This is a genomic window from Paenibacillus sp. NPDC056579, assembly GCF_042793215.1.
Lineage (GTDB): Bacteria > Bacillota > Bacilli > Paenibacillales > NBRC-103111 > Paenibacillus_S.
Window position 1 is genome coordinate 234,635 of the sequence record NZ_JBHTVD010000007.1, and the last position, 21,714, is coordinate 256,348.

A 21,714-nucleotide genomic window follows, 5' to 3' on the forward strand; every position below is an offset into this window, starting at 1 on the left:
AAAATTTCCCCCCTGCCTCCGAAGTCTCTCCCGTTTTGCGTCCGACCGTTGTCCCCTATACTAAGGCTTGTAAAGAGAAGAGATGAACGAGGAGGGTACTACAAGATGAAAAAAGCGACGACGATAGCGCTCACCGCGGTAATGGCAACGACTTTGCTGTCCGCCTGCGGTACCGGCGCAAGTACCGACAGCAAGGCTGCCGGCGAGGGCGGGGGTAAAGATAACGCTCAACAAAAAGTAAAGCTTTCCATATGGCATAACTATACAGGCGACGACCTTCGCGCCAAAACGATGAGAAGCATCATGGAGCAGTACAAGAAAGACCACCCGAATGTGGAGCTGGATATTCAGGGCATCCCGCCCGATGGTTATCGCGCCCGTTTGAAAACGGTTGCCGCAGCCAATGAAATGCCGGATCTGTTCGTGATGTGGCCTGGCGTTATGACCAAGGAGTTCGTGGGCGGAGATTTGCTTCAGCCGATTAACCAGCTGCTCGACAGCAAACCGGATTGGAAAAACGGCTTCCTGCCGAACTCGTTCGACGATTTCACCATCGACGGCAAAACGTACAGCGCGCCGATGGGCTTGTCCCCGACTTCGATTCTTTATTATAACAAAACGATTTTCGATAAATACGGCGTGAAGCCTCCGAAAACATGGGATGAAATGATGAGTCTCGTGGAAACGTTCAAGAAGGACAAAATGACGCCGATCGCGCTTGGAAACAAGGCCGCTTGGCTGGCGCAATCGAGTATTTTGAGCTCTTTGGCGGACCGTGTGACTGGCACGGAATGGTTCCTGAACGCGGCTAACCAAAAAGGAGCGAAGTTTACCGATCCTGAATTCGTACAAGCGTTGACTTACCTGCAGCAGATAGGCAAGGCGGGAGCGTTCCAGGAGGGCTTCAACAGCATCGACAATACGCAAATGGAGCAAATGTTCGCGCAAGGCAAAGCGGCGATGATGATAGACGGCGGCTGGGCGCTGACGAACCTTGCGGCCAATGCGTCGAAGGAAGTGCTGGACAACATCGGCGTGACGGTGCTGCCTTCCGTGCCTAACGGCAAAGGCGATCCGAATTCGCTGTCCGGCGTAGTCGGAACCGGTCTCGGCATGAGCAAGAAAACAAGCGGCGCGGCTAAGGATGCGGCGTATGAGCTGATCTATGCGCTGTCCGGCCCTGCGGCTCAAAAGGCGACGCTCGAGAGCAACCAGCTCGTCAGCTATAAAGTGGAGCTCGACAAAACGAAAGTGTCTTCCTTATTCGCGCAAGTGTATGAAATGGTCGGCAAAGTGAAAAGAACGCCGGTATATGACGGCGTCCTCAGCTCCGCGGCCAGCGATGTGGTCAACAACGGCCTGCAAGAGCTGCTGATGGGCGGCAAGCCGGAGGATATCGCGAAGAAGATTCAGGACGCGCAAGCCAAATCGCTCGGCGTCAAGTAACCGAACTTAAAGCTTGGAGCGGTTCCAGTCTTTGAACAAGAGACTGGAATTGCTTTTTCAAGAGCCTGAGGGGAACTCAGTTTACGTTTACGAAGTCAGTTTCGCTTCGCGAAACTCAGTTAATGCTTACGAAGTAACTTTGCTAAAGCAAAGTTTTCAGGAGGGGAAGCCATGTCAACAGCGGCACGTATAAGAGGATTCATAACGGTTGGTCTTCTTCCGGCCTTTCTGCTGTACGCCTTTTTTGTGATCATTCCGGTGTTCTGGTCCGCTTACTACGGTTTTTTCGATTGGAAAGGGATCGGCGCCGCCAAATATATCGGCTTCGACAACTATGTGGAAGTCGTGAAGGATCCGCTTTTTTGGAAATCGTTCAAAAATAACATGCTGATCGTAGCCGCCTCCGTCTTCGGACAAGTGCCGATCGCTCTGGTGCTCGCGCTTTTGCTTATGAAGAGCACGCTGTTTCAAAGAATGATCCGCGCTTCGGTGTTCATGCCGATGGTGCTGTCTTCGGTCGTTGTCGGTATTATTTGGGGCTACATTTATCATCCGCAAATCGGGATCCTCAACTTCCTGCTGGAGACGGTAGGCTTGGAATCCTGGAAAAAAGCATGGCTGTCCGATCCGAAAATCTCGATGTACGCGATCATGGTGCCGATTATTTGGAACTATATCGGTCCGTATATGATTATGTTTATCGCGGCGCTGCAAAATATTTCTCCGGAAATCGACGACGCCTCGCAAATCGACGGAGTCGGACCGGTGCGCAAGCTGTTCGTCATTACGCTGCCGATGATTTGGGATACGATTAAGGTAGCGGTTGTGCTGTGTATTTCCGGCAGCCTTAAGGCGTTCGACCTGATCTATGTCATGACCGGCGGCGGACCCGCGCATTCCACGGAGCTGCTCGCTTCGTACATGTATAATAATACGTTCAACGTATTCCGCTACGGCTACGGAAGTGCGGTATCGACCGCAATCATTATTCTCAGCATGGTGCTGATCGTAGGAAGCCAATATTTAATGAAGCGGGACGTTCGCTAATAACGGGAGGGGATTAGGATGGAACAGGTTTATCAAGTGAAGACGGCCGCTCTCCCGCAGGGACAAAAGAAGGTGAAATGGAGCAGAGGCCTTATCAATATGCTGCTCACGCTCTATGCCCTGGTTACGCTATACCCGCTGATTTGGCTGTTCATCAGTGCGTTCAAGTCGAACGAGGAGTTTTACTCGCGGCCTTTTGCTCAGCCTACCGTATGGCATTGGGATAATTTCGTGCGCGCCTGGAAAGTATCCGAGATGGGAATTTCGCTCATCAATTCGAGCATTGTGACGATTGTTTCTTTGGTGCTGACATTGATTTTGGGGGCGCTGGCCGCCTATGTATTGGCTCGGTTCGAGTTTAAGCTGAAGCCGCTGATGATGGGGTTGTTTTTGCTCGGAATGCTCATTCCGATTCATAGCACTTTGGTGCCGCTGTTCATTATTATGAAAAAAATCGGTCTGCTCGACTCCTACGGGGCGCTGATCTTGCCATACACGGCGTTCGAGCTGCCGCTTGCGATATTCGTTGCCGCCGCTTATCTGACTTCGGTTCCCAAAGAAATCGAGGAGGCAGCTTTAATCGATGGCACAGGCTATTGGGGGATTTTCTTCCGGATTATGCTGCCGTTAAGCATTCCTGCTCTATCGACAGTAGCGATTCTAGCCTTTTTGCGGTTTTGGAATGACTTTGCGTTTGCGCTTGTATTTATAAGTAAGCCTGCGTTAAAAACGCTGCCGCTCAGCCTCTCCGTATTCGCCACGGGCTATTCGACGGATTATGCGCTTACGATGGCCGCTCTTTCGATTGCGGTGCTGCCTACGATTGCCGTGTTCCTGCTGTTCCAGGAGCAGATTATGAAAGGAATGACGGCTGGCGCGGTAAAAGGGTAAGCGCTTGCTCCTGAACGAATTATCCGGTGAGAAAAGGAATCGGTCGCCCGTTCTAGAATTATTACCATGATGTTCCTGACATGTGATGTTTAAAGGAGGAAATGAGGATGAAATTGACGAACCGCATCGGCGTTATCGTCGACAGCTTCGGCCTGGGTGTCCGTGAAGGATTGAGAAAGGCCAAAGATGTGGGAGCGGACGGGGTGCAAATTTACGCGGTTAGCGGCGAAATGGATCCGGCTGCGCTGTCGGCCGATGCCCGTAAGGAGCTCAAAGCGTATATCGCCTCGCTCGGTCTCGAAATATCCGCCTTGTGCGGCGATCTGGGCGGACACGGCTTTCAGGATAAGACCGTGAACGCGGCTAAAGTCGAGAAGTCCAAGCGCATTCTGGATCTCGCTATGGATCTCGGCACCAATATCGTGACGACGCATATCGGCATCGTGCCGGAAGATGAGCAGAGCGAAGTGTTCCACAGCATGCAGTCCGCATGTGAGGAGCTCGGTCAGTATGCGAAGAGCATGAACGCTTACTTCGCTATCGAAACCGGACCGGAGCGTGCCGCTCATTTGAAGCATTTCCTCGATACGCTCAGTACGAACGGCGTATCGGTCAACTTCGATCCGGCGAACATGGTCATGGTAACCGGCGATGATCCGGTCGAGGGCGTCCGCCTGCTGAAGGACTACATCGTTCACACGCATGTGAAGGACGGTATCCGCTACCGCGAGGTCGATCCTCGCGAAGTGTACGGCGCGCTTGGCTTCGAGCCGATGGATCACGGGAAAATTGCGCAGATGGTCTCGTCCGGCGAAATTTTCAAGGAGGTTCCGCTCGGCGAAGGGAAAGTGCCGTTCGACGCTTATTTTGCTGCGCTGCAGGAGATCGGCTACACAGGCTATTTGACGATCGAGCGCGAAGTGGGCGATCAGCCCGAGACAGATATCCGCAAGGCGGTCGAGTTCATCCGCCGCTATAAATAGAAGCAACAAAGCCTTCCGTTGTCATTTCGGAAGGCTTTGTTTGCTTATACAGAGCTGCGATATCTAGCAGCTCTAAGGTACTTGAGCATCGCGCCTCTATGAAGGGGGCGCTTCCGCAAGCCAGGCGCGCCGGTTCCGCGCGCTGTAAGCATGAAAAACCGCGTTACAGCGCAGCGTAACGCAAAAGCGACAGCCCTAACGCGGAAAAACCGCGTTACGGAGCTGCTGCAAGCCCCCCAGCGCTGAATCCGCGCGCTGTAAGCATGAAAAACCGCGTTACAGCGCAGCGTAACGCAAAAGCAACAGCCGTAACGCGGAAAAACCGCGTTACAGAGCTGCCGCTACCCTCATCGCGCCGAATCCGCGCCATCTGTTTTCACATTTTCCCATCAATGGTACACTATTCATTAGATCATCCATTTATAGGAGGCGTTTGTTCACATGGGCAAAATTTTGATGACTTATCCGGAAGGCAAATTTAAAGCGCTCACCATGAGCTACGACGACGGAAGAGCGGCGGACCGCCGTCTCGTCGACATTTTTAATACATACGGCATCAAGGGCGCATTCCACCTGAACTCCGGGCTGCTCGGTACGGGCGACCGCATCGCGGAAGGCGAAATCGCCGAGCTGTACAAAGGACATGAGGTTTCGGCCCACACCGTAACCCATCCGACGATAGCGAGATCACCCCGGGAGCAGCTGATTCATGAGGTGCTTGAAGACCGCAAAGCATTGGAGCGCCTTGTAGGTTATACCGTACGGGGTATGTCGTATCCTAACGGATCGTTCAACAGCCAAATCAAAGAGCTGCTGCCTCATCTTGGGCTAGAATATGCGAGAGTGGTGCAAGCTACCGGAGGCTTCGGGCTGCCGGACGATTTGATGGAGTGGAAGCCTACGTGCCATCATAACAAAAACCTGATGGGCTTGGCCGAAGCTTTCGTCGAGCTTCATAAAAAGCAATATTTGTACATGATGTACGTTTGGGGACACAGCTACGAGTTCGATAACGACAACAATTGGGATTTGATCGAGCGGTTCTGCGAATATATCGGCAAACGGGACGATATCTGGTACGCGACCAATATTGAAATCGTCGATTACATCAAAGCGTTCCGCCAGCTCCAATTTTCCGCTTCCAGCGAGTTCGTGTACAACCCGTCGGCCCAATCCGTATGGATCAGCGTCGATGGCAATATCGTCGAAATCGCCGGCGGCAGCCAGGTTGCGCTGGATTAAGACGCAATGGCGTCGCATGGAATATTCGGATACAATATAGGCAATGCTTCACTATTGATCAGATGAATGGAGAGGGAACAATGGAATCCAACCAATATATAACGTATTTCGGATCGTATTCGGACAAGCAATCTCCCGGTGTTCATGTATACCGGTTCGACGAGCAATCCGGGGAGCTGAGCTATATCGATCAGGTGGCCGGTATGCTGAATCCTACGTTCATGACGATCAGCCAAGATAAAGGATTGCTGTATACATATACTCAAGCGGATGAGGGGCAAGATAGCGGCGCCATCCTTACTTTCCGCATCGATGCGGAAACAGGAAAGCTGGCGCTGGCGGGCCAGCAGCCTTCTTTGGACAAATCGGCTACGCATATTAATCTCGACGGCAGCGAGAGCTTCGCGATGACGGTCAGCTACTCCGAAGGTACGATCAATCTGTTTCCCGTTCTGGAGAACGGAGAAGTGGGAGCCTTGGCCGACAAAGTACGGCACGAAGGCGCAAGCGTTGTCGCGAAGCGCCAGGATAGCGCGCATCCGCACTCGATCTATACGGATCCGTCTGATCAATTCGTAATCGTTCCGGATCTGGGCATGGACAAAGTGATGGTATACCGTTTGGATAGGGCAAACGGCAAGTTTGAGCCGCACGACGAAGTTAAGCTGGCTCCAGGGGCTGGACCTCGGCATTTCGCTTTCCAACCTGACCGCAAGCATGCCTATGTGATCAATGAGCTCGACTCCACCATGACGGTGTTTGCCTTCGACGAGCAGGCAGGCAAGCTCGAAGCGGTTCAGACGATATCCACGCTGCCGGAAGACTTCGACGGCACAAGCAGCTGCGCGGAAGTACAGGTATCGCCTGACGGTTCTTACCTGTACGGGTCCAACCGGGGACACGACAGCATCGTGGTGTATGCCATCGATTCCGCGAGCGGCAAGCTGACTCTGGTACAGCATATGTCTACCGGAGGATCGCATCCGAGACATTTCAGCCTGACGCCGAGCGGCCAATATTTGCTCGCGGCCAATAAGGATTCCGATTCCGTTCATGTATTCAAGGTTGATCGCGATAGCGGGAAGCTGGCACCGACCGGACATTCCGTTACGCTTCCTCAACCGACTTGCGTGCGCTTTTATAAGCTATAGCTAACATAGAAAAAACGGCCCTTTCTTCATTTGGAAGGGCCGTTCGCTATGTCCAGAAACCTTTTTCTTCGAAATATTGTAGTACGTAGGTGGGGATATGCCTTGGAAGAGTTTACGTCCGCCTTTGAAATCTGTGAAAATACCACACAATTCTAATCAGATTCACAGGTTTCAACAGCGGCTGGAGAGGCATATCCCACCGGAGTATACAATTATATTTCGAATTTTCAGTGGTTTCTCCAAATAGTACGGCCCTTTCTTAATAGAAGGAGCCGTTTTTTCATGCGTATGGAATGGGCTGTCGCGAAAATTATGTTCAAGGGAACTTCTTATAATCCGGATCGTCGCTTACCGATTCATACTCCCACTCCGCTAACCGGAAGTACGAATAATGCCCGTATTCGTCATAATAATGGAAAGGATTGTCGCTCTGCTTCGGAATAAAGTAGTCCTTCAGGAGCGCTAGGATGCTGCTGAACATGCTCTACACCTCTTCTTTTTATTGTTAAGTATTTGCTGTCGGCTGGAAAATGATGCATGGTGTCGAGGGAGAGACCCAAGCTATTTTCTGGCACCCAAATTTGCGAAGCTGAATAACATGGTGACGATACCCAAAATAATACTGATCCCGCCAATAGGCAGCGGTAAACTCCATCCGGTAAATGGAATGACAACCATCGCGATACCCGTGATCAGTGTAAGCAAGTTTGGCGGCGAGTCCCCTTTCTTCATGCAGAGTGCAGCCGAAGCGGCGATAGCTTGAACAGCCCCAACAATTCCATAAATCCAAATGACGGACGGCGGATCCGTATAACCGCTAAGCCAGGGTGTGAAGAGAAACCATAGGCCAAAGAGTGCATTAAGAACGCTTCTTATTTTCATAGCGAACCTCCCTTGCTCCATCATATGTAAAGGCAGGTGTCCCTGGTTCCACCGATTATGCAGGGTATTGCGAATCAATTATGGAAAGGCCTTAAATCTCATTGCCCCAGGCAGTATTCATGGATATAATAGGGTTTAATATTCAAAACGGAGACGCTTTCACTGCGTCTGAAATCATACTTACCGAATACCTTCGCATAGAATGGGAATTCATCAATTTACGAAAGCTGGGAGAGATCGTGCAGTGGATACGGTTAGTACAAGTGTATGGGAAATAACGCATTGGGAGCTGGTGCTCCGGATGATTTTGGCCGTCGTTCTGGGCGGGCTGATCGGTATCGAACGGGAGTGGAGCAATCATGCGGCGGGGTTTCGGACTCATATTCTCGTTTGTCTCGGATCGACGACGATTATGCTTTTATCCGCCTACGGCTTTTCCCAATTTGTCAATGAGGCCAACGTCAGGATGGACCCCGCCCGATTGGCGGCCCAGGTTATTAGCGGGATCGGTTTCTTGGGAGCGGGAGCGATTTTGCGCAACGGCAACATGATTAAGGGATTGACGACGGCGGCCTCGGTATGGGTAGTCGCAGCCATCGGGCTTAGCGTTGGAGCGGGCTTTTATACGGGAGCGATGGTATGTACGCTGCTTGTGCTGGTCAGCTTGTTTTTGCTTAATAAGTGGGAGAAGCATCTGATGAGAAACCGCCGTTTCCACGAGGTGGACATCCAAATTATTGACAAGCCGGGCTCGCTCGGCAAAATAGCCTCGGTATTCGGGGATCACGACGTACAGATCGCGAATTTGAAAATGATGCCGGATGACGAGCAAGCGGGAGGCAGTCCGGCGGTGCTGCCTTCCATGCATTTGCATTTCAGTCTCAAAATTAAAAAGCAGGAGCATGTCATTTCCGCGTTGGAAAAAATTGCGTCCATGGATATGGTGCTGTCGCTGGAATCGCAGCTCGTATCGGGCCTGAGAACCGGAGGGAGCAAAGAAAGCTCTGTCTCGATGTAATTCTGTCTGCGTAGTCCGGTGCTGTGCCGGACTTTTTTTATTCTCTGTAGGGAAACAAGCGCGATTACGCCGCTCAACTTACGGCTATATTTTCCAATGGAAGAGCCTTGCCTGACAAGCGCGCGAAGAGAGAGGAGCCTTGAAAAATTTCCTCTTGAAACCGCGGGGAAGAGTGTGTACTATAGACAAGTAAAACTTCAAACGACTCGTATAATTTGGGAATATGGCCCATAAGTTTCTACCGGACAACCATTGCAATTGTCTGACTATGAGTGATAGCGCATCTAGGGTTCCGTTTCCTCCTGATTGGGGGAAAGGCTGGTCCGAGCGATGCAGACACTTTTCGTGTTACACCATGAGGGATAAAAGCCCAGAGGGACAGGCTTCACTTGAGAAACAGCTCAAGGAACCTGTCTTTTTTTGTTGCCGAATATTGCCGTGAACAAGCGGGTTCATTCGGATGGAATGGCTTGAACGGTGAGGGCATTGCGGGTTTTTAACCGTGTGAGGGCACGCAGATAAGTTAACAAAGGGGCGGAAAACTAAACATGAAATTACTGGAAGAGCGCATTCGTCAAGAAGGGTTAATTTTATCCGATACGGTGCTGAAGGTCGATTCGTTCCTGAATCATCAGGTGGACACGCAGCTGGCGTTGGAGATTGGCCGGGAGCTTGCGCGGATTTTTGCCGATCAGCCTGTTACGAAGGTACTTACGATTGAAGCAAGCGGCATTCAATTTGCGATGGCGGCAGGTATTGCTCTCGGGGTTCCTTTTGTATATGCAAAGAAAAAGAAAGCGGTCACGCTCACCGAGCAAGTATATGCTGCTCCGGTTCATTCGTTTACGCGTCAAGAGACGTATCAGGTCAGCGTATCTCAGAAATACTTGAATCCGGGAGATAAAGTGCTGATTGTAGATGATTTCCTGGCTACGGGCGCTGCGCTGGTCGGACTCGTCGATATCGTGAAGCAGTCGGGCGCGGAGCTTGTGGGTGTCGGCTGTGTCATTGAGAAAAGCTTTCAGGAAGGGCGCAGCCTGCTGGAGGAGCAGGGAATTCGAGTTCACTCGCTGGCCCGAATTGCCTCCATGGCGCCGGGCGTCGTCAACTTTGTCGAAGAAGAAGCATCCATTCGTAAGATCGAGGAGAGTGTAGTGTAGGATGTTAAGCAAACAAAAGGTAGTAACGCTCGGCTTTCAGCACGTGCTTGCTATGTATGCGGGTGCCGTTATCGTACCGTTGATCGTAGGCGGTGCGCTTAAGCTGAGCCCTGCCCAAATGGCTTATCTGATTGCGGCCGATTTGTTCACTTGCGGTCTGGCGACCATTTTGCAGGTTATGGGCACCAAATATTTCGGCAGCCGATTGCCGGTCATCTTGGGCTGTACGTTTACTGCGGTCGGTCCGATCATTGCGATAGCCTCGACCTCGAATTTGGCTACCGCCTACGGAGCCATTATTATTTCCGGCTTGTTCGTCGTTCTGGCAGCGCCGCTGTACGGCAAAATGCTGAAGTTTTTCCCTACGATCGTCACCGGATCGGTTGTAACGATTATCGGTTTGTCCCTCATTCCCGTTGCCATGAACAATGCGGCCGGCGGACAAGGAAGTCCGGACTTCGGACAAGGTCATAATCTGCTGCTTGCTATCGGCACGCTCGTTGTCATTCTATTAGTAAACCGGTTCGCGACCGGATTTCTGCGTTCGATTTCGGTTCTAGTAGGCTTGGTTGCAGGGACGGTTGCCGGTTACGCGATGGGGATCGTGAACTTCTCCTCGGTAGGACAAGCTTCCTGGTTCAGCGTTGCTCAGCCTTTCTACTTCGGTATTCCGCAGATCAGCATCACGGCAATCATTACTATGATCATCGTGAACATTGTCAGTATGGTGGAGTCCACAGGCGTATATTTTGCCGTAGGCAAAGCTACGGATCAGAAGGTCGAGTCCAAGCAGATCGTCAATGGCTTGCGTTCAGAGGGACTTGCTATCATGCTGGGCGGTATTTTTAACGCATTCCCTTATACGGCTTTTTCGCAAAACGTCGGCTTGATCACGTTAACCCGCGTCAAAACCCGCGACGTTATCTTCGCAGCCGGCGGCATTATGATCATTCTCGGTCTTTTGCCGAAGCTGGCCGCATTGACGACCGTTATTCCTAATGCGGTGCTTGGCGGAGCGATGATCGTCATGTTCGGCTCCGTCGCTGCCTCCGGCATTTCCATCTTGTCCGAGGTCGATCTGCGCAAGGAGAGCAACTTGCTGATCGCAGCAACCAGCATCGCCGTTGGATTAGGCTCCGCCACATTGCCGCAAATGTTCGATCAGCTTCCGGACTTTGCCAAAATGCTGCTGCAAAACGGCATCGTATCCGGGTCGTTGACGGCGATTCTGCTGAACTTGTTCTTATCGAATAAGCGAGAGGCGGCGCACGCACAGGAAAGCCACTAAGCTCTTATAGCAAAAGAACCTCTATCTCCACAAAGGAAATTGTGGTGGGAAGAGGTTCTTTTTTGGTTTATCGAGGAGGTGTCGCCCTCGAATGATTATTTTCCGGGAAATTGGATGACGCGATATTCGTACGCGTCGATGTTCAGCTTGCCGGCCGCGAGGGATGCTTGCGTCAATACATCGGTGCCTTCCTGCGGAAGGGTGACGCTGCCGCCGATGCCGTCCATGTTCACGATAACCCACAGTCGGTAGCCGTCTGCTTCTCTAGGTGCTACGATAGTGCCTGACGTAACGTCCGTTTGAAGCGTTACGCCTGCTTCCGCGGCGTAGTGGCGGATGAGCTTATCCAGCAGGGCGTTTCCTTCGTCGCCGGCCGGTAGTGAGCCTAGCATGACGATCTTGCCTTTTCCGTGCCGCTTCTCGGTTATGAAGGCTTTACCGGGAGCCAAACCGCCTTCGAGCAAGCCGACCGCCGTCGCTTCCTTCGGCTCGAATACGGCGCTCCAGAGACTTAATGGAGCGGTCATGCCGAATGCTCGTCCTACGGTATCGGTGCCTTCCATAGGGTAGGTGTACAGCGTCTCCACTCCGGCAAGTGTCTCCAGCTCAGCTCCCAGCGCAGCATCGGTATGAATCGTATGCTGCTCGGTCCTTCCTCCGCTTAGAGGCCCGACAACCCAAACGCCGCCATTGCTCACGAAGGCTTTGGCACGTTCCAGGTATTCTGCCGAGATATAATGAAGGAACGGGGTGAATAACAGCTTGTACCCGTCGAGCTGCGCTTCCTCCGGTATCAAATCCCGATGAATGCCCGTGGTCAAAATCCGCTCGTAGAACGAAGTGACGAGCCCCCGGTGATTCAGCTTGCGGTGCGGCTCGGTTTTCAAAAACGCCTTGGACCGGTCCGAATACGTCATGGCCACTTCAGCTTGCGCCGGTCTCGACGATACCATGGCCGGTTCGATCGCTTGGCGAGCCTGCTCAACCTCGATCACGCTTTGGTAGCCGATGGTCGGCTTGCCCCAGGCGCTGATCACGGAGCCGTGAGGCTGCTCGCAGCCCGCTCTTTGCTGGCGCCACAGCCAGTAGCAGAACGCCTCCGCGCCCAATGCGTAAGCGGCGACCGCTTCGGAGCGCAGGTAGCCGTTCGGATGAGGCTTCGCATAGCTTTCCAGCGACGCGCTGAACGACGTGCTCGTCTCCATGATCCAGAAATCCTTGCCCTGCTTGAAATTGCGGAACAAATCGCAATTGATCAAGTAAGCCGGCGTATTGTCGAAATTAGCGTACGTATCGAACGAAGCGAAGTCCAAATGCTTGAACAGGCGTTCATTATCGACGTGAAAAGCGATGCTGCTGTTATGGGTAATCGGAGCATCGGAATACTCCCGGATGATGGCCGCTTGCTCGTCCGCAAACTCCGCGATTTTCTCATAGGAAAATAGCTGATACATCGTCCGCAGCGAGGAATTGTGCAGGAACGGCGCCGCACCCGGCTGCGGTACCTGGTCGAAGCGGTGATAATATTCGCTCCAAATGTCGGTGCCCCAGGCATCGTTCAGCTTTTCAACGGTTCCGTAACGCCCCTCGAGCCATTGATGCCACAGCCCTTTGCACGTCTCGCACATGCATTCGGCCACGTGAGCCTTGAATTCATTGTCGAGCTGCCAGCCGATGATACCGGGCAAGCCGCCCAATGCCTCAGCTATATGCTTAGTGATAATCGCAGCCCGCTCACGGAAATAAGGGTTGTTCGTGCAGGCATGCTGCCTTGACCCGTGTCCCATAACGGTTCCGTGCTCGTCGACATACATACGCTCCGGGTGACCGTGTGTGAACCAGATCGGGGGTGTCGGCGTCGGTGTGCACATTACCGTCTGGATGCCGTTATCATGCAGCTTCTCAATGACTTTTACAAAAAAGCTCATATCGATCTGCCCTTCCTCGGGCTCCATTCTTGACCATGCGAATTCTCCGATTCGCGCAACATTGATGCCTGCTTCCTTCATCATCCGAATATCTTGCTCAACGACTTCCTCGCTCCAAAGCTCAGGGTAAAAAGCCGCGCCGTGGTATAACCTTTTTGTCATGTTCATCTCTCCAGCCCGTTTATGTTCTATTTAAAGTTTGTCCACGCTTTAGCGCAGTCATATCCATCATTGATAACATCATATCCAATACGGGAAGGGCAAACAATTGCATATTCTTGTTCCTGCGATCCGGTTGGCTTACACTTTCTTGAACGGTTTGCACTTTCTTGAACATCAAGAGGGACGCCTGCTGCAGCGGCATTAGGGTCCGTTACGACGAGGCTCGCGGTTCAGCCAGGGTAGAGACAAGGACTAGCGTTGATGCTTACAAGTTAAATCAGGACGATGCTTGCAATGGAAATAAAAGGTACAATACATGGTGTTGTAGGACTTTTCCATAACAATCAATTTCTTCGGGAGGCTGGTCCATTGCAGCGAGTAAAACATACCGGTAAGCATCAGGTTATAACAGGTGCGGCAATCAGTATAGCAGTTGTTGCCCTATTAGGTTTTGGCTTGGCTGCTGCATGGAGAGGATGCGTGTACTTGTGCGGTGCGGTAGGCTTGCTGTCCCTGGTCCTGTTCGGGGTAAGAAAGGTGCAGAAGGTTCAGAAGGTGCAGAAGGTTCAGCGGCCTGTGAAAGGCGAGGGCTCCTTGGACTCGTGCACCGTACAAGATGAAAGCCTTCAGCTTCAGCAAATGGAATCGCAGCTTGAGTATTTGAACTTGATGAAATGGCGGTTGGAGCATCAGCTGCACAGCCAGACAACCGTAATTCAAGCTTATTTCCTGCAAAGGCTGTTCCGGGAAGGGTGCACGCAATCCGAGCTCGTCAGACGGTGGCCGGAGCGCAAAGACCTGCTGGAGCAATCGAAGCTTTTCGCCGTGATGGCCTTGCGGGTTGAGCCGATGGAAGGCGACGCTGGCGACAAGGAGCTGCTGGAGTTCGCTGTCTGCAATATGACGGAAGAGCTGATACCGAAAGGCTCCCGGCTCGGTTCCGTGTGGATCGACCGCAAGTTGATGATCTTGGTTGCGAGTTCAAGCGAGGACAGAGATCTCTTCAAAAGAAGTATAACCGCATGGACGATGAGCATTCAGGCTGCCGTTTATACCCGCTTATCCTTGCGGGCGTCGACGGGGGTAAGCAGTCTGTACTCCGATATCGCGGATACCCCAACTGCTTATCGCGAGTGTATGCAGACTTCCCCGTTCCGGGACAATTCCGAGGAGGCTGCACGCGCTTGTTTCTTTGATGAGCAGCCTACCGCGGATTCGGAGCACGGGCAGCCTAACTCGAAGTCGTATAGAAGAAAGGTACTGAACCAAATCATTGCGATCGTGCATGATGAATATAATTCTGCTTTGACTCTTGAGTCTGTGGCCGCGCGGCTGCATTACAACTCCAACTATTTAAGCGGCTTATTCAATAAGGAGATGCGCATTACGTTCAGCGAATACTTGGCCCGGCACCGGCAGAAGATGGCTTGCCAATGGCTTGTTGAAACCGACATGCCCGTAAAAGAGATTGCGTACAAGCTGCAGTACACCAATTCGCAAAATTTTATCCGCTCGTTCCGGAAGCGCCAAGGCATGACGCCGGGGGAGTATCGGCTGATGCACGGGAGAAAGCCGTCGCCCGACAGCGTAGCGTCGGTGACATTGCCGATAAGGGAGCGGGTGATCGATTGATGGTGCTGCGAGTGTGTTCGACTGCAGCACAAATTCTTTGTGGGGAGTGCTAGAGGGATCGCACACTAGAACGCGTAGTGCAGGAGCCAGCCGGGCTATGCCGGGTGCCTGCGGCTGGAGGTAATCAGTAAGACGGATTTTCCGTCTTACAAATTGCAAAAACGCGAAACCCCTGTCTGTAAGAAGGTTTTTCCGTCTTACAGCCGCGTTTTGCAGGGCGCCCGAGGCTGTGGCTTCCTGTAAGGCGGATTTTCCGTCTTACAGAATGCGCAAACGCGAGCCCCCCCGGTTGTAAGACGGTTTTTCCGTCTTACAGCCAGGCTCTGCCGGCTGCCCGCGGCTGGAGTTTCCTGTATGCTTCAATCCTTTAGCGGAACGTGAGCAATGTCATCACCTGTGCCTTGATGCCAATCTATCTGATTTTTCTCGCTGCAAATAATCGCAGCTTCCACCGCAATCGCAATAAAGTTAAATTCGGACTATAGCGTGAAACGGGATCCTCCTTCAAGATAATAAGTAAGCCTGTAAGTATAACGTTAGGCGGCGCGGTCCTCGGGAAAACGTTTGCAGGAACATAAGCGTTCCTGTATAATGTAGCCGAAACTGGGCTGCTTTGACGTTTATATGCAAAGGGCAGCGTGGGAGAAAGGGACTTGCCTCCTTCCCCGCGTTGCGCATAAAGCGGTTCAAGCCTCGTACCATACCGATTACAGGAGGGAATCGCTTGTTGCCGAAATACTTATTGCGCCTGCTGGGCTACAGCTTTATTCTCGCGGCGGTTCCTGTGATTTCTATAGGGCTCATCTCGTATTTTATTGCCTCGGGCGATATCGAGGACAAGGTCAAGGACGGCAATATGCAGGTGTTGACGCAAACCCAAATGGGCGTGGAGCAAGTGCTGAAGACACTGGAGCTGACCTCGCTGCAGTTCGTCAATTCGCCGACCGTCGCTTCCTCCTTGAACGAGGATTTGGATTATAACGATTTTGCCAAGCTGCGCGATTTGTCCAAGGGTCTGTACAACCTACAGACGTTCACCAGCGTCCGCGAGGCTTATCTGATCAACCTGAATAAGGACTGGATGGTCAGCTTCTCCATGTTCAGCAAATTCAGCACGTTTGCAGACCATGACATCATTTCCTCCTACGCGAAGCAGCCCAACAGCTTGTTCTGGGTGACCGGTCAATGGGGGGCGAACGGGGATTCATCCGATGCAGAGGACAGTGCCGGAGAGGCGGCAGGCCATCCCGAGGTCATACGTCTTGTGTACAAAATACCTGTGATCCCGATGACCACGCAGCCCAAAGGGCTGTTGATCGTTGAAATTGAAAACCGGCAAATCAGCAACCTGCTGTCCAAAAATAAAAAGCTCGGCGAAGTGTACGTGCTCGACCGTGAAGGCAGCGATTTTCTCGGGGACAACCATGAGACCGGCGGCAACAAGGCCATTTACGGCTTGGTGACGGATAAGCTTCGGGCATCCGGGGAGGATTCCGGCTTTTTCAATGCGTATGCTGACGGCAAGGAGCTGGGCATATCGTACCGTTCTTCTCCGTATAACGGATGGATTTATGTGTCGGCTGCATCGATAGAGGAAATTACGAAGCAATCGAAGAAGATTGCCTGGGTTACTTTTATAGCATGCTCGGCCATTTTTATCCTCGTGGCGCTCTTTGCCTTATATGCAAGCCGGCGCATGTATTCGCCTATCAAGAGGCTGTTTGAAGTCACCAAAGACATCGAGGTGGAGGGAAAGTCGCACAACGACGAATTCGTCTGGATCGAGGAGCGGTTCCGTACGCTGTTCAGCACCGAGAAGCAGCTGCAGCAGCAGGTGGTCGGGCAGTTTACGCAGCTTAAGGAATTTTTTATGCTGAAGCTGTTTACAGGACAGCTGTCAGACAGCGATTTTGCCTATCGCTCGGAGCAGTTTGGCTTTCCGGCCGGATGGGCGAAATTAGGCGTCATCACGGTTCAGATCGATACGCTGCAGGAGAGCCGTTTTCAGGAGAACGACAAGGAGCTTTTGCTGTTTGCGATCAACAATATGGTGGGAGAGCTTGTATCCCAGCAGGAGCGGTTCAGTCCGGTGCTGCTTGAGCAATCCCAGGTTACGCTCTTGGCATGCCGCTTTGAAGACGAAACGGAATGTAAAGCGTACTTTTTCCGGATGGCGGAAACGATCAAGCGGACGATTCACAGCTATTTGCAGCTGCCAATCAGCATAGGGATCAGCCGCCCGTTCGATCGGCCTGTCGATGCGGTTCGCGCCTACCGCGAATGTCTTGAGGCTTTAAAAAGCAGGATGAGCCTTGGCAATGAGATTATCGTTCACTACGAGGACATCGATGCCGGCAGAAGAGAGCTGGAAATCACGGTCTATACGCAGCTGAAGCTGCTTGAGGATCAGCTCATCCAGGCGCTCAAGCTCGGCGATATGGATCATGTCCATCAGTCGTTCGACAAGTATATTGCCGTTATTGTGGACAAGGGCATTCATGTTAACGAATATCCGGTGCTCATGATGCAGCTGATAGCCAAGGCATTTCAACTCATTCAGGAGCAGGGCGGGATGGTCAAGAAGGTGCTGGGGCCGCGGGCTACGATGGACTATTTCCTGAAGCTGAACACGCTCGAGAACATTGTCCGCTGGTTCAAGGCCGAGTTATTCGAGCCGATCACCCGTTACTTGAACGAGCAAGCCGAGTCGCAATATGTGAATATCGCCGATCGGATGGTCAAGCTGGTTCACGAACGGTTCGATCAGGATATTTCACTGGAAGGATGCGCATCGATCCTCAATTTTCACCCGGTTTATTTGAGCAGGGTGTTCAAGAAGGAAATGGGCATTAACTTCAGCGAATATTTGACGGATTACCGGATGTCCATGGCGAAGACGTGGCTGGAGACGACGAGCTTGAAAATATCCGAGATCGCAGAAAAGCTCAACTACACGAATACGACGGCATTTATCCGTACGTTCCGCAAACTGGTCGGCATGACTCCCGGCCAATACCGCGATGAGTTTCTCAAGCAGTAAGCGCAGGCGGCCAAGAAAGCGGCGGGAAAGGGTCCGCTAGCATACTTGGGGCCGTTGGGATGGATATCAGCCTACAAGACAGGGGGCTTCAGCAGACATGGCAAGCAACGTGACGGGTTTTCGCTGGTCAGCCGGGATCTTGGCGATAGCGGTCGTTTCGGGCTGTACCGGCAGCCCTACCGAAGGCTCCGAACCGGGGACAGCGCCGAAGCCGTCATTCGCCATCACGATCGGGACTTCTCAAGTCGGCGACGTACCGGGGAAAGACAATGAAGTGGTGCGCGCGATAGAGAGCTATACCGGTACCAAGCTGGATATCCAATGGATTCAGAATGCCGCCTACGACGATAAAGTCAACATCATGATCGCATCCAACGATATGCCGATGCTGCTCCGGGTCAAGTATATCCCGACTGCGATCAGCGCGATGAGATCCGGCGTTTTTTGGGAGCTCGGCCCTTACTTGAACCAATACAAGCATTTATCGGCGCAGGATGCTCCGTTCTACGATAACATCAAGGTGGACGGCAAATTATACGGTCTCCCTATTTTCCGCGATATTGCGCGAGGGGCTGTCATCTATCGCACCGACTGGCTTCAGTCTCTCGGTATCAAGCCTCCGACCACACCGGAGGAGTGGTATCAGGCATTCAAAGCGATCGCCGCGGGAGATCCGGATCACAACGGCAAAGCGGATACGTACGGCATGATTTTATCCAACCGGTACAATGACGGCTCGTCGGCCTTGACGACGCGGCTGGCCACCAGCTTCGGCGCTCCGAACAAATGGGGGGTTCATAACGGCAAGTTTATGCCGGAATTCATGACGGAGCCGTTTATGGACATGCTGAAGCTGTTCCGGAGGGCATACAGTGAGAAGCTGATCAATCCGGATTTTGCCATATTGGATGAGAGCGAAGCGGAGAAGGCGTATGATCTGGGGTTAGGGGGCATACGAATCGCGGTAGCCGCCAATGCGAAGAGCATGCAGGACCGCCTTGTCAAACTCAATCCGTTCGGGCAGTACGATGTGATGCCGCTTACGGGACCTGCGGGAATCAGGGTGGCCGGGGAGATCGGTAACAACGGGCTGTATGTCATACCCAAAGCGGCGGTAAAAACCGAAGACCAGCTGAGGAAGGTGCTGGAGTTCGCGGATAAACTGATGGATGAGCCGATGTCCACCCTCCAGCTGAGAGGAATAGAGAACAAGCATTATGTGAAGGCGCAGGACGGGAAAACCGAAATGAAAGATTTCACGGCCTTTCAAAGGGAAGTGAAGCCTTACAGGGACAGCCTGTTTAATAGAGAAGGCTATCAGGTCGCGCCATTGAAGGACACGCCGTTAGGGGAGAAAGCGACCCGGATTACCAATGATAGCTTGTCCGCCGCCGTCCCGAACCCTGCATTGAATCTGGATTCCGCCGTCTATACGGAGAAGGGCAAGGAGCTCGAAACGTTGATCATGGATGCGCAGACGCTGTATATTATGGGGAAAATCGACGATGCGGGCTGGGAGGCCGAGGTTCAGAAATGGCGAAAGGCCGGGGGAGACGAAATGATCAGGCAGTACGAGCAGGCCTATGCTCTCATGAATCCCAAATGAGGAAAGATAGAACAATAAGGGATGGAGCTTGGCAGATGCGGATGGACCGTTTTATCCCTTTACAGCTATAATGGTCCTGTTACGATAAACGAACATTAGACGATGAAGTAACCAGAGGAGATGAGTGGAAAGATGTCAATCGGTATTTTAGCTCACAATGTAGGTACGCTCCCTTATGCAGAATTGGCTGCCAGGGTAGCCTCCTATCGGTTTAACTATGTTCAGCTTGCATTATCCAAAGCGATATCGGACGTTGACTGCAGTCTGGGCAAGCTGAGTCCGGGACTTGCGAACAGCATTGCCGAAGCGTTCGACAGAAACGGCGTGGGCATTCCTGTACTGGGCTGCTACGTTAGCTTGATCGAGCTTGATGACGAGAAATTCAGGCACAATGTAGACCGGTTCAAGGAGCATCTCCGGATGGCCCGTCACTTCGGTACGGCGATTGTAGCTACGGAGACCGGTGTGCCGGATACGGATCAGCACGACCGCTATTCTAAGCGTCTGAAATCGGCAGTGGAGGAATTGGTCGAGGAAGCGGAGAAGTGGGGCGTATTGATTGGGCTGGAAGCGGCGAACCGCCACTTGATAAGCACTGCTCCACAGCTGGCCGAGCTGATTGAAGAGTTTCCATCGTCGAATATCGGGGTGGTTCTGGATCCGTGCAATTTGATGACCCAGAACAATTACGAGCGTCAGCACGAAGTGATGCAGGAGGCTTTCCGTCTACTCGGAAACCGCGTCGTCAGCATTCACGCCAAAGACATTCAGGTAGATGCGAGAGGAAAGCTCGAAACCGTGTCCTCCGGCAGAGGCATGCTGGATTACCGCATGTTCATGGAGCTGGTGAAGCAGTACAAACCTATGGTACATATGACATTGGAAGGCGTAGATATCGAGCATATGAAGTTCTCCCGCGACTTTGTTCTGCAGCGCCGATTGGATATATAAGCAAGCTTCAATGAGAGTATACGCAGACTCGATCCGGTATGGATCGGGTCTTTTTTGTGCGGAAACAGGGCCAGGCACAGGCTTGCTCTTCTTTTTTGGCATGGCTCAGCATAAGCTGTAAAGTACATGCCGGGTATCACGTACGACAAGACAAGCGCAAAACTCTGAGGAGGTCTCTATGAGGGTGCTAAGAAGAAGATGGAGAAGCAGCCCTACCGGAGTCAGGAAGATCAAACGCAATATAGCGCTGCTGCTCATTATTGTCATTCTGTTCACGATCCAGTCGTTCATATACATCGAGAAAAATGTGTGGCCGCCATTGACCAATCTGGCCAAAGTCCGGATCAAGCAAATTGCTACGCAGGCGATCAATACGGCCATTTCCGACCGGATCGCGCGCGGCACCACCTTCGACCAGCTCATTGATTGGCGGACGGACAAGAACGGCAAGACGACCGGGTTTATGCTGAACTACTCGGAGCATATGAGAATTACCGCCGATACGATCTCCACCGTACAAAATCAGCTGTCCGACCTGCAGGACATTCCGGAGCATATTCCGCTCGGGCAGGCGATGCACAGCTCCTTGCTCGCTTCCTTCGGCCCCATGATCCCGGTGAGGCTTGTACCGGCCGGAAATGTGAAGGTGGAGCTGAATACCAGATATCAGAACGCAGGCATCAATATGATTCTTGTAGAGGTCTACATTCATATTATCGCGGAAGTCAGCGTCATCATTCCTTTCGACTCCGAGCCCGAGGTGGTGGAGACGGAGGTGCCGATATCGTACGCGCTCGTTGTCGGCGATGTGCCTACCTACTACTTTGATGGAAAAGGGAATCCGACGGGCAATACGACGCCACCGCCGAATTTATCGATCCCATCGCTTAACAGCTCAGCCCCCGCCTCCGGTAATGGAGCGGTTCAGGGCGGCACAAGCGGCAAGACGAATCAGGAGCCTGCCGTCAAAAAATAGCAGCGTCAATTCAGGACTGCCGGGAAACCGAGCAGTCTTTTTTCTCGTCCGGTGCCTCTGAACCATGTCGAACAGCTCGCGGAGCATGGAACGAATCGCTTCGGCATTCCTTGCCTGCAGCACCAGCTGCTCGTCGCAACCCGGCATTACGAAATAGTCGCGGCATGGCTGCCTCCAAAGCAAATTCATAGCAGCTCCTGCGGGTCGTCAGGGTGGGGATAATAGCAATGCGCAAGAATGTTATAAAAATTGAGCAAGGTTACTCCAAATGCCAAACAGTAGATGGCTTATACTTTAGGATATGGCGCGTT

General features: G+C 52.3%; 17 protein-coding genes, 1 pseudogene and 1 riboswitch. Of the genes and pseudogenes, 14 read left to right on the forward strand and 4 right to left on the reverse strand.

The annotated features are described in order from the left end of the window. Positions 1-105: 105 nt before the first annotated feature. The 6 genes from ACFQ88_RS25945 (at position 106) to ACFQ88_RS25970 (ending at position 6,760) form a co-directional block, all read left to right on the forward strand. Positions 106-1,446: an extracellular solute-binding protein gene (locus ACFQ88_RS25945; RefSeq protein ID WP_379458550.1), complete on the forward strand. Its 1,341-nt coding sequence runs from the start codon at positions 106-108 to the stop codon at positions 1,444-1,446. A 171-nt stretch (positions 1,447-1,617) separates the two neighbouring features. Further along, the gene (locus ACFQ88_RS25950; protein WP_239628886.1) at positions 1,618-2,493 is read left to right on the forward strand and encodes a carbohydrate ABC transporter permease; all 876 of its coding nucleotides are present in this window, start codon (positions 1,618-1,620) and stop codon (positions 2,491-2,493) included. Positions 2,494-2,511: 18 nt separating this feature from the next. Then, positions 2,512-3,384 carry a carbohydrate ABC transporter permease gene (locus ACFQ88_RS25955; protein ID WP_379458553.1) on the forward strand — a complete coding sequence of 291 codons (873 nt, stop codon included), beginning with the start codon at positions 2,512-2,514 and terminating at the stop codon, positions 3,382-3,384. 107 nt (positions 3,385-3,491) lie between these two features. Continuing rightward, positions 3,492-4,367, forward strand: a complete 876-nt coding sequence (locus ACFQ88_RS25960) for a sugar phosphate isomerase/epimerase family protein (protein ID WP_239628882.1) — start codon at positions 3,492-3,494, stop codon at positions 4,365-4,367. Positions 4,368-4,808: 441 nt separating this feature from the next. Beyond that, positions 4,809-5,609 carry a polysaccharide deacetylase family protein gene (locus tag ACFQ88_RS25965; RefSeq protein WP_239628879.1) on the forward strand — a complete coding sequence of 267 codons (801 nt, stop codon included), beginning with the start codon at positions 4,809-4,811 and terminating at the stop codon, positions 5,607-5,609. A gap of 80 nt (positions 5,610-5,689) precedes the next feature. Further along, the gene (locus tag ACFQ88_RS25970; protein WP_379458555.1) at positions 5,690-6,760 is read left to right on the forward strand and encodes a lactonase family protein; all 1,071 of its coding nucleotides are present in this window, start codon (positions 5,690-5,692) and stop codon (positions 6,758-6,760) included. A gap of 316 nt (positions 6,761-7,076) precedes the next feature. Here the strand turns inward: ACFQ88_RS25970 and ACFQ88_RS25975 are convergent, their stop codons facing one another. Further along, positions 7,077-7,241, reverse strand: a complete 165-nt coding sequence (locus ACFQ88_RS25975) for a hypothetical protein (protein ID WP_239628876.1) — start codon at positions 7,239-7,241, stop codon at positions 7,077-7,079. 80 nt (positions 7,242-7,321) lie between these two features. Continuing rightward, the gene (locus ACFQ88_RS25980) at positions 7,322-7,642 is read right to left on the reverse strand and encodes an SPW repeat domain-containing protein (RefSeq protein WP_379458558.1); all 321 of its coding nucleotides are present in this window, start codon (positions 7,640-7,642) and stop codon (positions 7,322-7,324) included. A 244-nt stretch (positions 7,643-7,886) separates the two neighbouring features. Between ACFQ88_RS25980 and ACFQ88_RS25985 the strand changes: the two genes are divergently transcribed. From ACFQ88_RS25985 to ACFQ88_RS25995, 3 genes are all read left to right on the forward strand, one after another. Then, entirely contained in the window at positions 7,887-8,660 is a 774-nt protein-coding gene (locus tag ACFQ88_RS25985) for an MgtC/SapB family protein (protein ID WP_379458560.1), read from the forward strand. 186 nt (positions 8,661-8,846) lie between these two features. After that, positions 8,847-8,949, forward strand: a riboswitch (purine riboswitch). Between the two features lie 259 nt (positions 8,950-9,208). Next, positions 9,209-9,820 carry a xanthine phosphoribosyltransferase gene (locus tag ACFQ88_RS25990; protein WP_379458562.1) on the forward strand — a complete coding sequence of 204 codons (612 nt, stop codon included), beginning with the start codon at positions 9,209-9,211 and terminating at the stop codon, positions 9,818-9,820. 1 nt (position 9,821) lies between these two features. Next, positions 9,822-11,108, forward strand: coding sequence for a nucleobase:cation symporter-2 family protein (locus ACFQ88_RS25995; RefSeq protein WP_379458564.1), 1,287 nt, complete (start codon positions 9,822-9,824; stop codon positions 11,106-11,108). 95 nt (positions 11,109-11,203) lie between these two features. On the opposite strand, the gene ACFQ88_RS26000 is transcribed toward ACFQ88_RS25995, so the two are convergent. After that, positions 11,204-13,198 carry a beta-galactosidase gene (locus tag ACFQ88_RS26000; RefSeq protein WP_379458566.1) on the reverse strand — a complete coding sequence of 665 codons (1,995 nt, stop codon included), beginning with the start codon at positions 13,196-13,198 and terminating at the stop codon, positions 11,204-11,206. Positions 13,199-14,467: 1,269 nt separating this feature from the next. Between ACFQ88_RS26000 and ACFQ88_RS26005 the strand changes: the two are divergent. The 5 genes and pseudogenes from ACFQ88_RS26005 to yunB all read left to right on the forward strand — a co-directional run. After that, a pseudogene (locus ACFQ88_RS26005) lies at positions 14,468-14,830 on the forward strand (helix-turn-helix transcriptional regulator); the annotation flags it as partial. Between the two features lie 727 nt (positions 14,831-15,557). Beyond that, on the forward strand, positions 15,558-17,870 hold the full coding sequence (locus tag ACFQ88_RS26010; RefSeq protein WP_379458568.1) for a helix-turn-helix domain-containing protein: 2,313 nt from the start codon (positions 15,558-15,560) through the stop codon (positions 17,868-17,870). 97 nt (positions 17,871-17,967) lie between these two features. Further along, positions 17,968-19,476, forward strand: a complete 1,509-nt coding sequence (locus tag ACFQ88_RS26015) for an extracellular solute-binding protein (protein WP_379458570.1) — start codon at positions 17,968-17,970, stop codon at positions 19,474-19,476. A 132-nt stretch (positions 19,477-19,608) separates the two neighbouring features. Next, positions 19,609-20,427: a sugar phosphate isomerase/epimerase family protein gene (locus ACFQ88_RS26020; protein ID WP_379458572.1), complete on the forward strand. Its 819-nt coding sequence runs from the start codon at positions 19,609-19,611 to the stop codon at positions 20,425-20,427. A 184-nt stretch (positions 20,428-20,611) separates the two neighbouring features. After that, positions 20,612-21,403: a sporulation protein YunB gene (yunB, locus tag ACFQ88_RS26025; protein WP_239628858.1), complete on the forward strand. Its 792-nt coding sequence runs from the start codon at positions 20,612-20,614 to the stop codon at positions 21,401-21,403. On the opposite strand, the gene ACFQ88_RS26030 is transcribed toward yunB, so the two are convergent. Next, entirely contained in the window at positions 21,323-21,592 is a 270-nt protein-coding gene (locus ACFQ88_RS26030; protein WP_379458575.1) for a hypothetical protein, read from the reverse strand. The genes yunB and ACFQ88_RS26030 overlap by 81 nt on opposite strands. Positions 21,593-21,714: the final 122 nt, after the last annotated feature.

Bases quoted from the DNA above. Each gene is read 5' to 3' on its own strand.
- ACFQ88_RS25945 (WP_379458550.1), top strand. From the start codon at position 106: ATGAAAAAAGCGACGACGATAGCGCTCACCGCGGTAATGGCAACGACT.
- ACFQ88_RS25950 (WP_239628886.1), top strand. From the start codon at position 1,618: ATGTCAACAGCGGCACGTATAAGAGGATTCATAACGGTTGGTCTTCTT.
- ACFQ88_RS25955 (WP_379458553.1), top strand. From the start codon at position 2,512: ATGGAACAGGTTTATCAAGTGAAGACGGCCGCTCTCCCGCAGGGACAA.
- ACFQ88_RS25960 (WP_239628882.1), top strand. From the start codon at position 3,492: ATGAAATTGACGAACCGCATCGGCGTTATCGTCGACAGCTTCGGCCTG.
- ACFQ88_RS25965 (WP_239628879.1), top strand. From the start codon at position 4,809: ATGGGCAAAATTTTGATGACTTATCCGGAAGGCAAATTTAAAGCGCTC.
- ACFQ88_RS25970 (WP_379458555.1), top strand. From the start codon at position 5,690: ATGGAATCCAACCAATATATAACGTATTTCGGATCGTATTCGGACAAG.
- ACFQ88_RS25975 (WP_239628876.1), bottom strand. From the start codon at position 7,241: ATGTTCAGCAGCATCCTAGCGCTCCTGAAGGACTACTTTATTCCGAAG.
- ACFQ88_RS25980 (WP_379458558.1), bottom strand. From the start codon at position 7,642: ATGAAAATAAGAAGCGTTCTTAATGCACTCTTTGGCCTATGGTTTCTC.
- ACFQ88_RS25990 (WP_379458562.1), top strand. From the start codon at position 9,209: ATGAAATTACTGGAAGAGCGCATTCGTCAAGAAGGGTTAATTTTATCC.
- ACFQ88_RS25995 (WP_379458564.1), top strand. From the start codon at position 9,822: ATGTTAAGCAAACAAAAGGTAGTAACGCTCGGCTTTCAGCACGTGCTT.
- ACFQ88_RS26000 (WP_379458566.1), bottom strand. From the start codon at position 13,198: ATGACAAAAAGGTTATACCACGGCGCGGCTTTTTACCCTGAGCTTTGG.
- ACFQ88_RS26015 (WP_379458570.1), top strand. From the start codon at position 17,968: ATGGCAAGCAACGTGACGGGTTTTCGCTGGTCAGCCGGGATCTTGGCG.
- ACFQ88_RS26020 (WP_379458572.1), top strand. From the start codon at position 19,609: ATGTCAATCGGTATTTTAGCTCACAATGTAGGTACGCTCCCTTATGCA.
- ACFQ88_RS26030 (WP_379458575.1), bottom strand. From the start codon at position 21,592: ATGAATTTGCTTTGGAGGCAGCCATGCCGCGACTATTTCGTAATGCCG.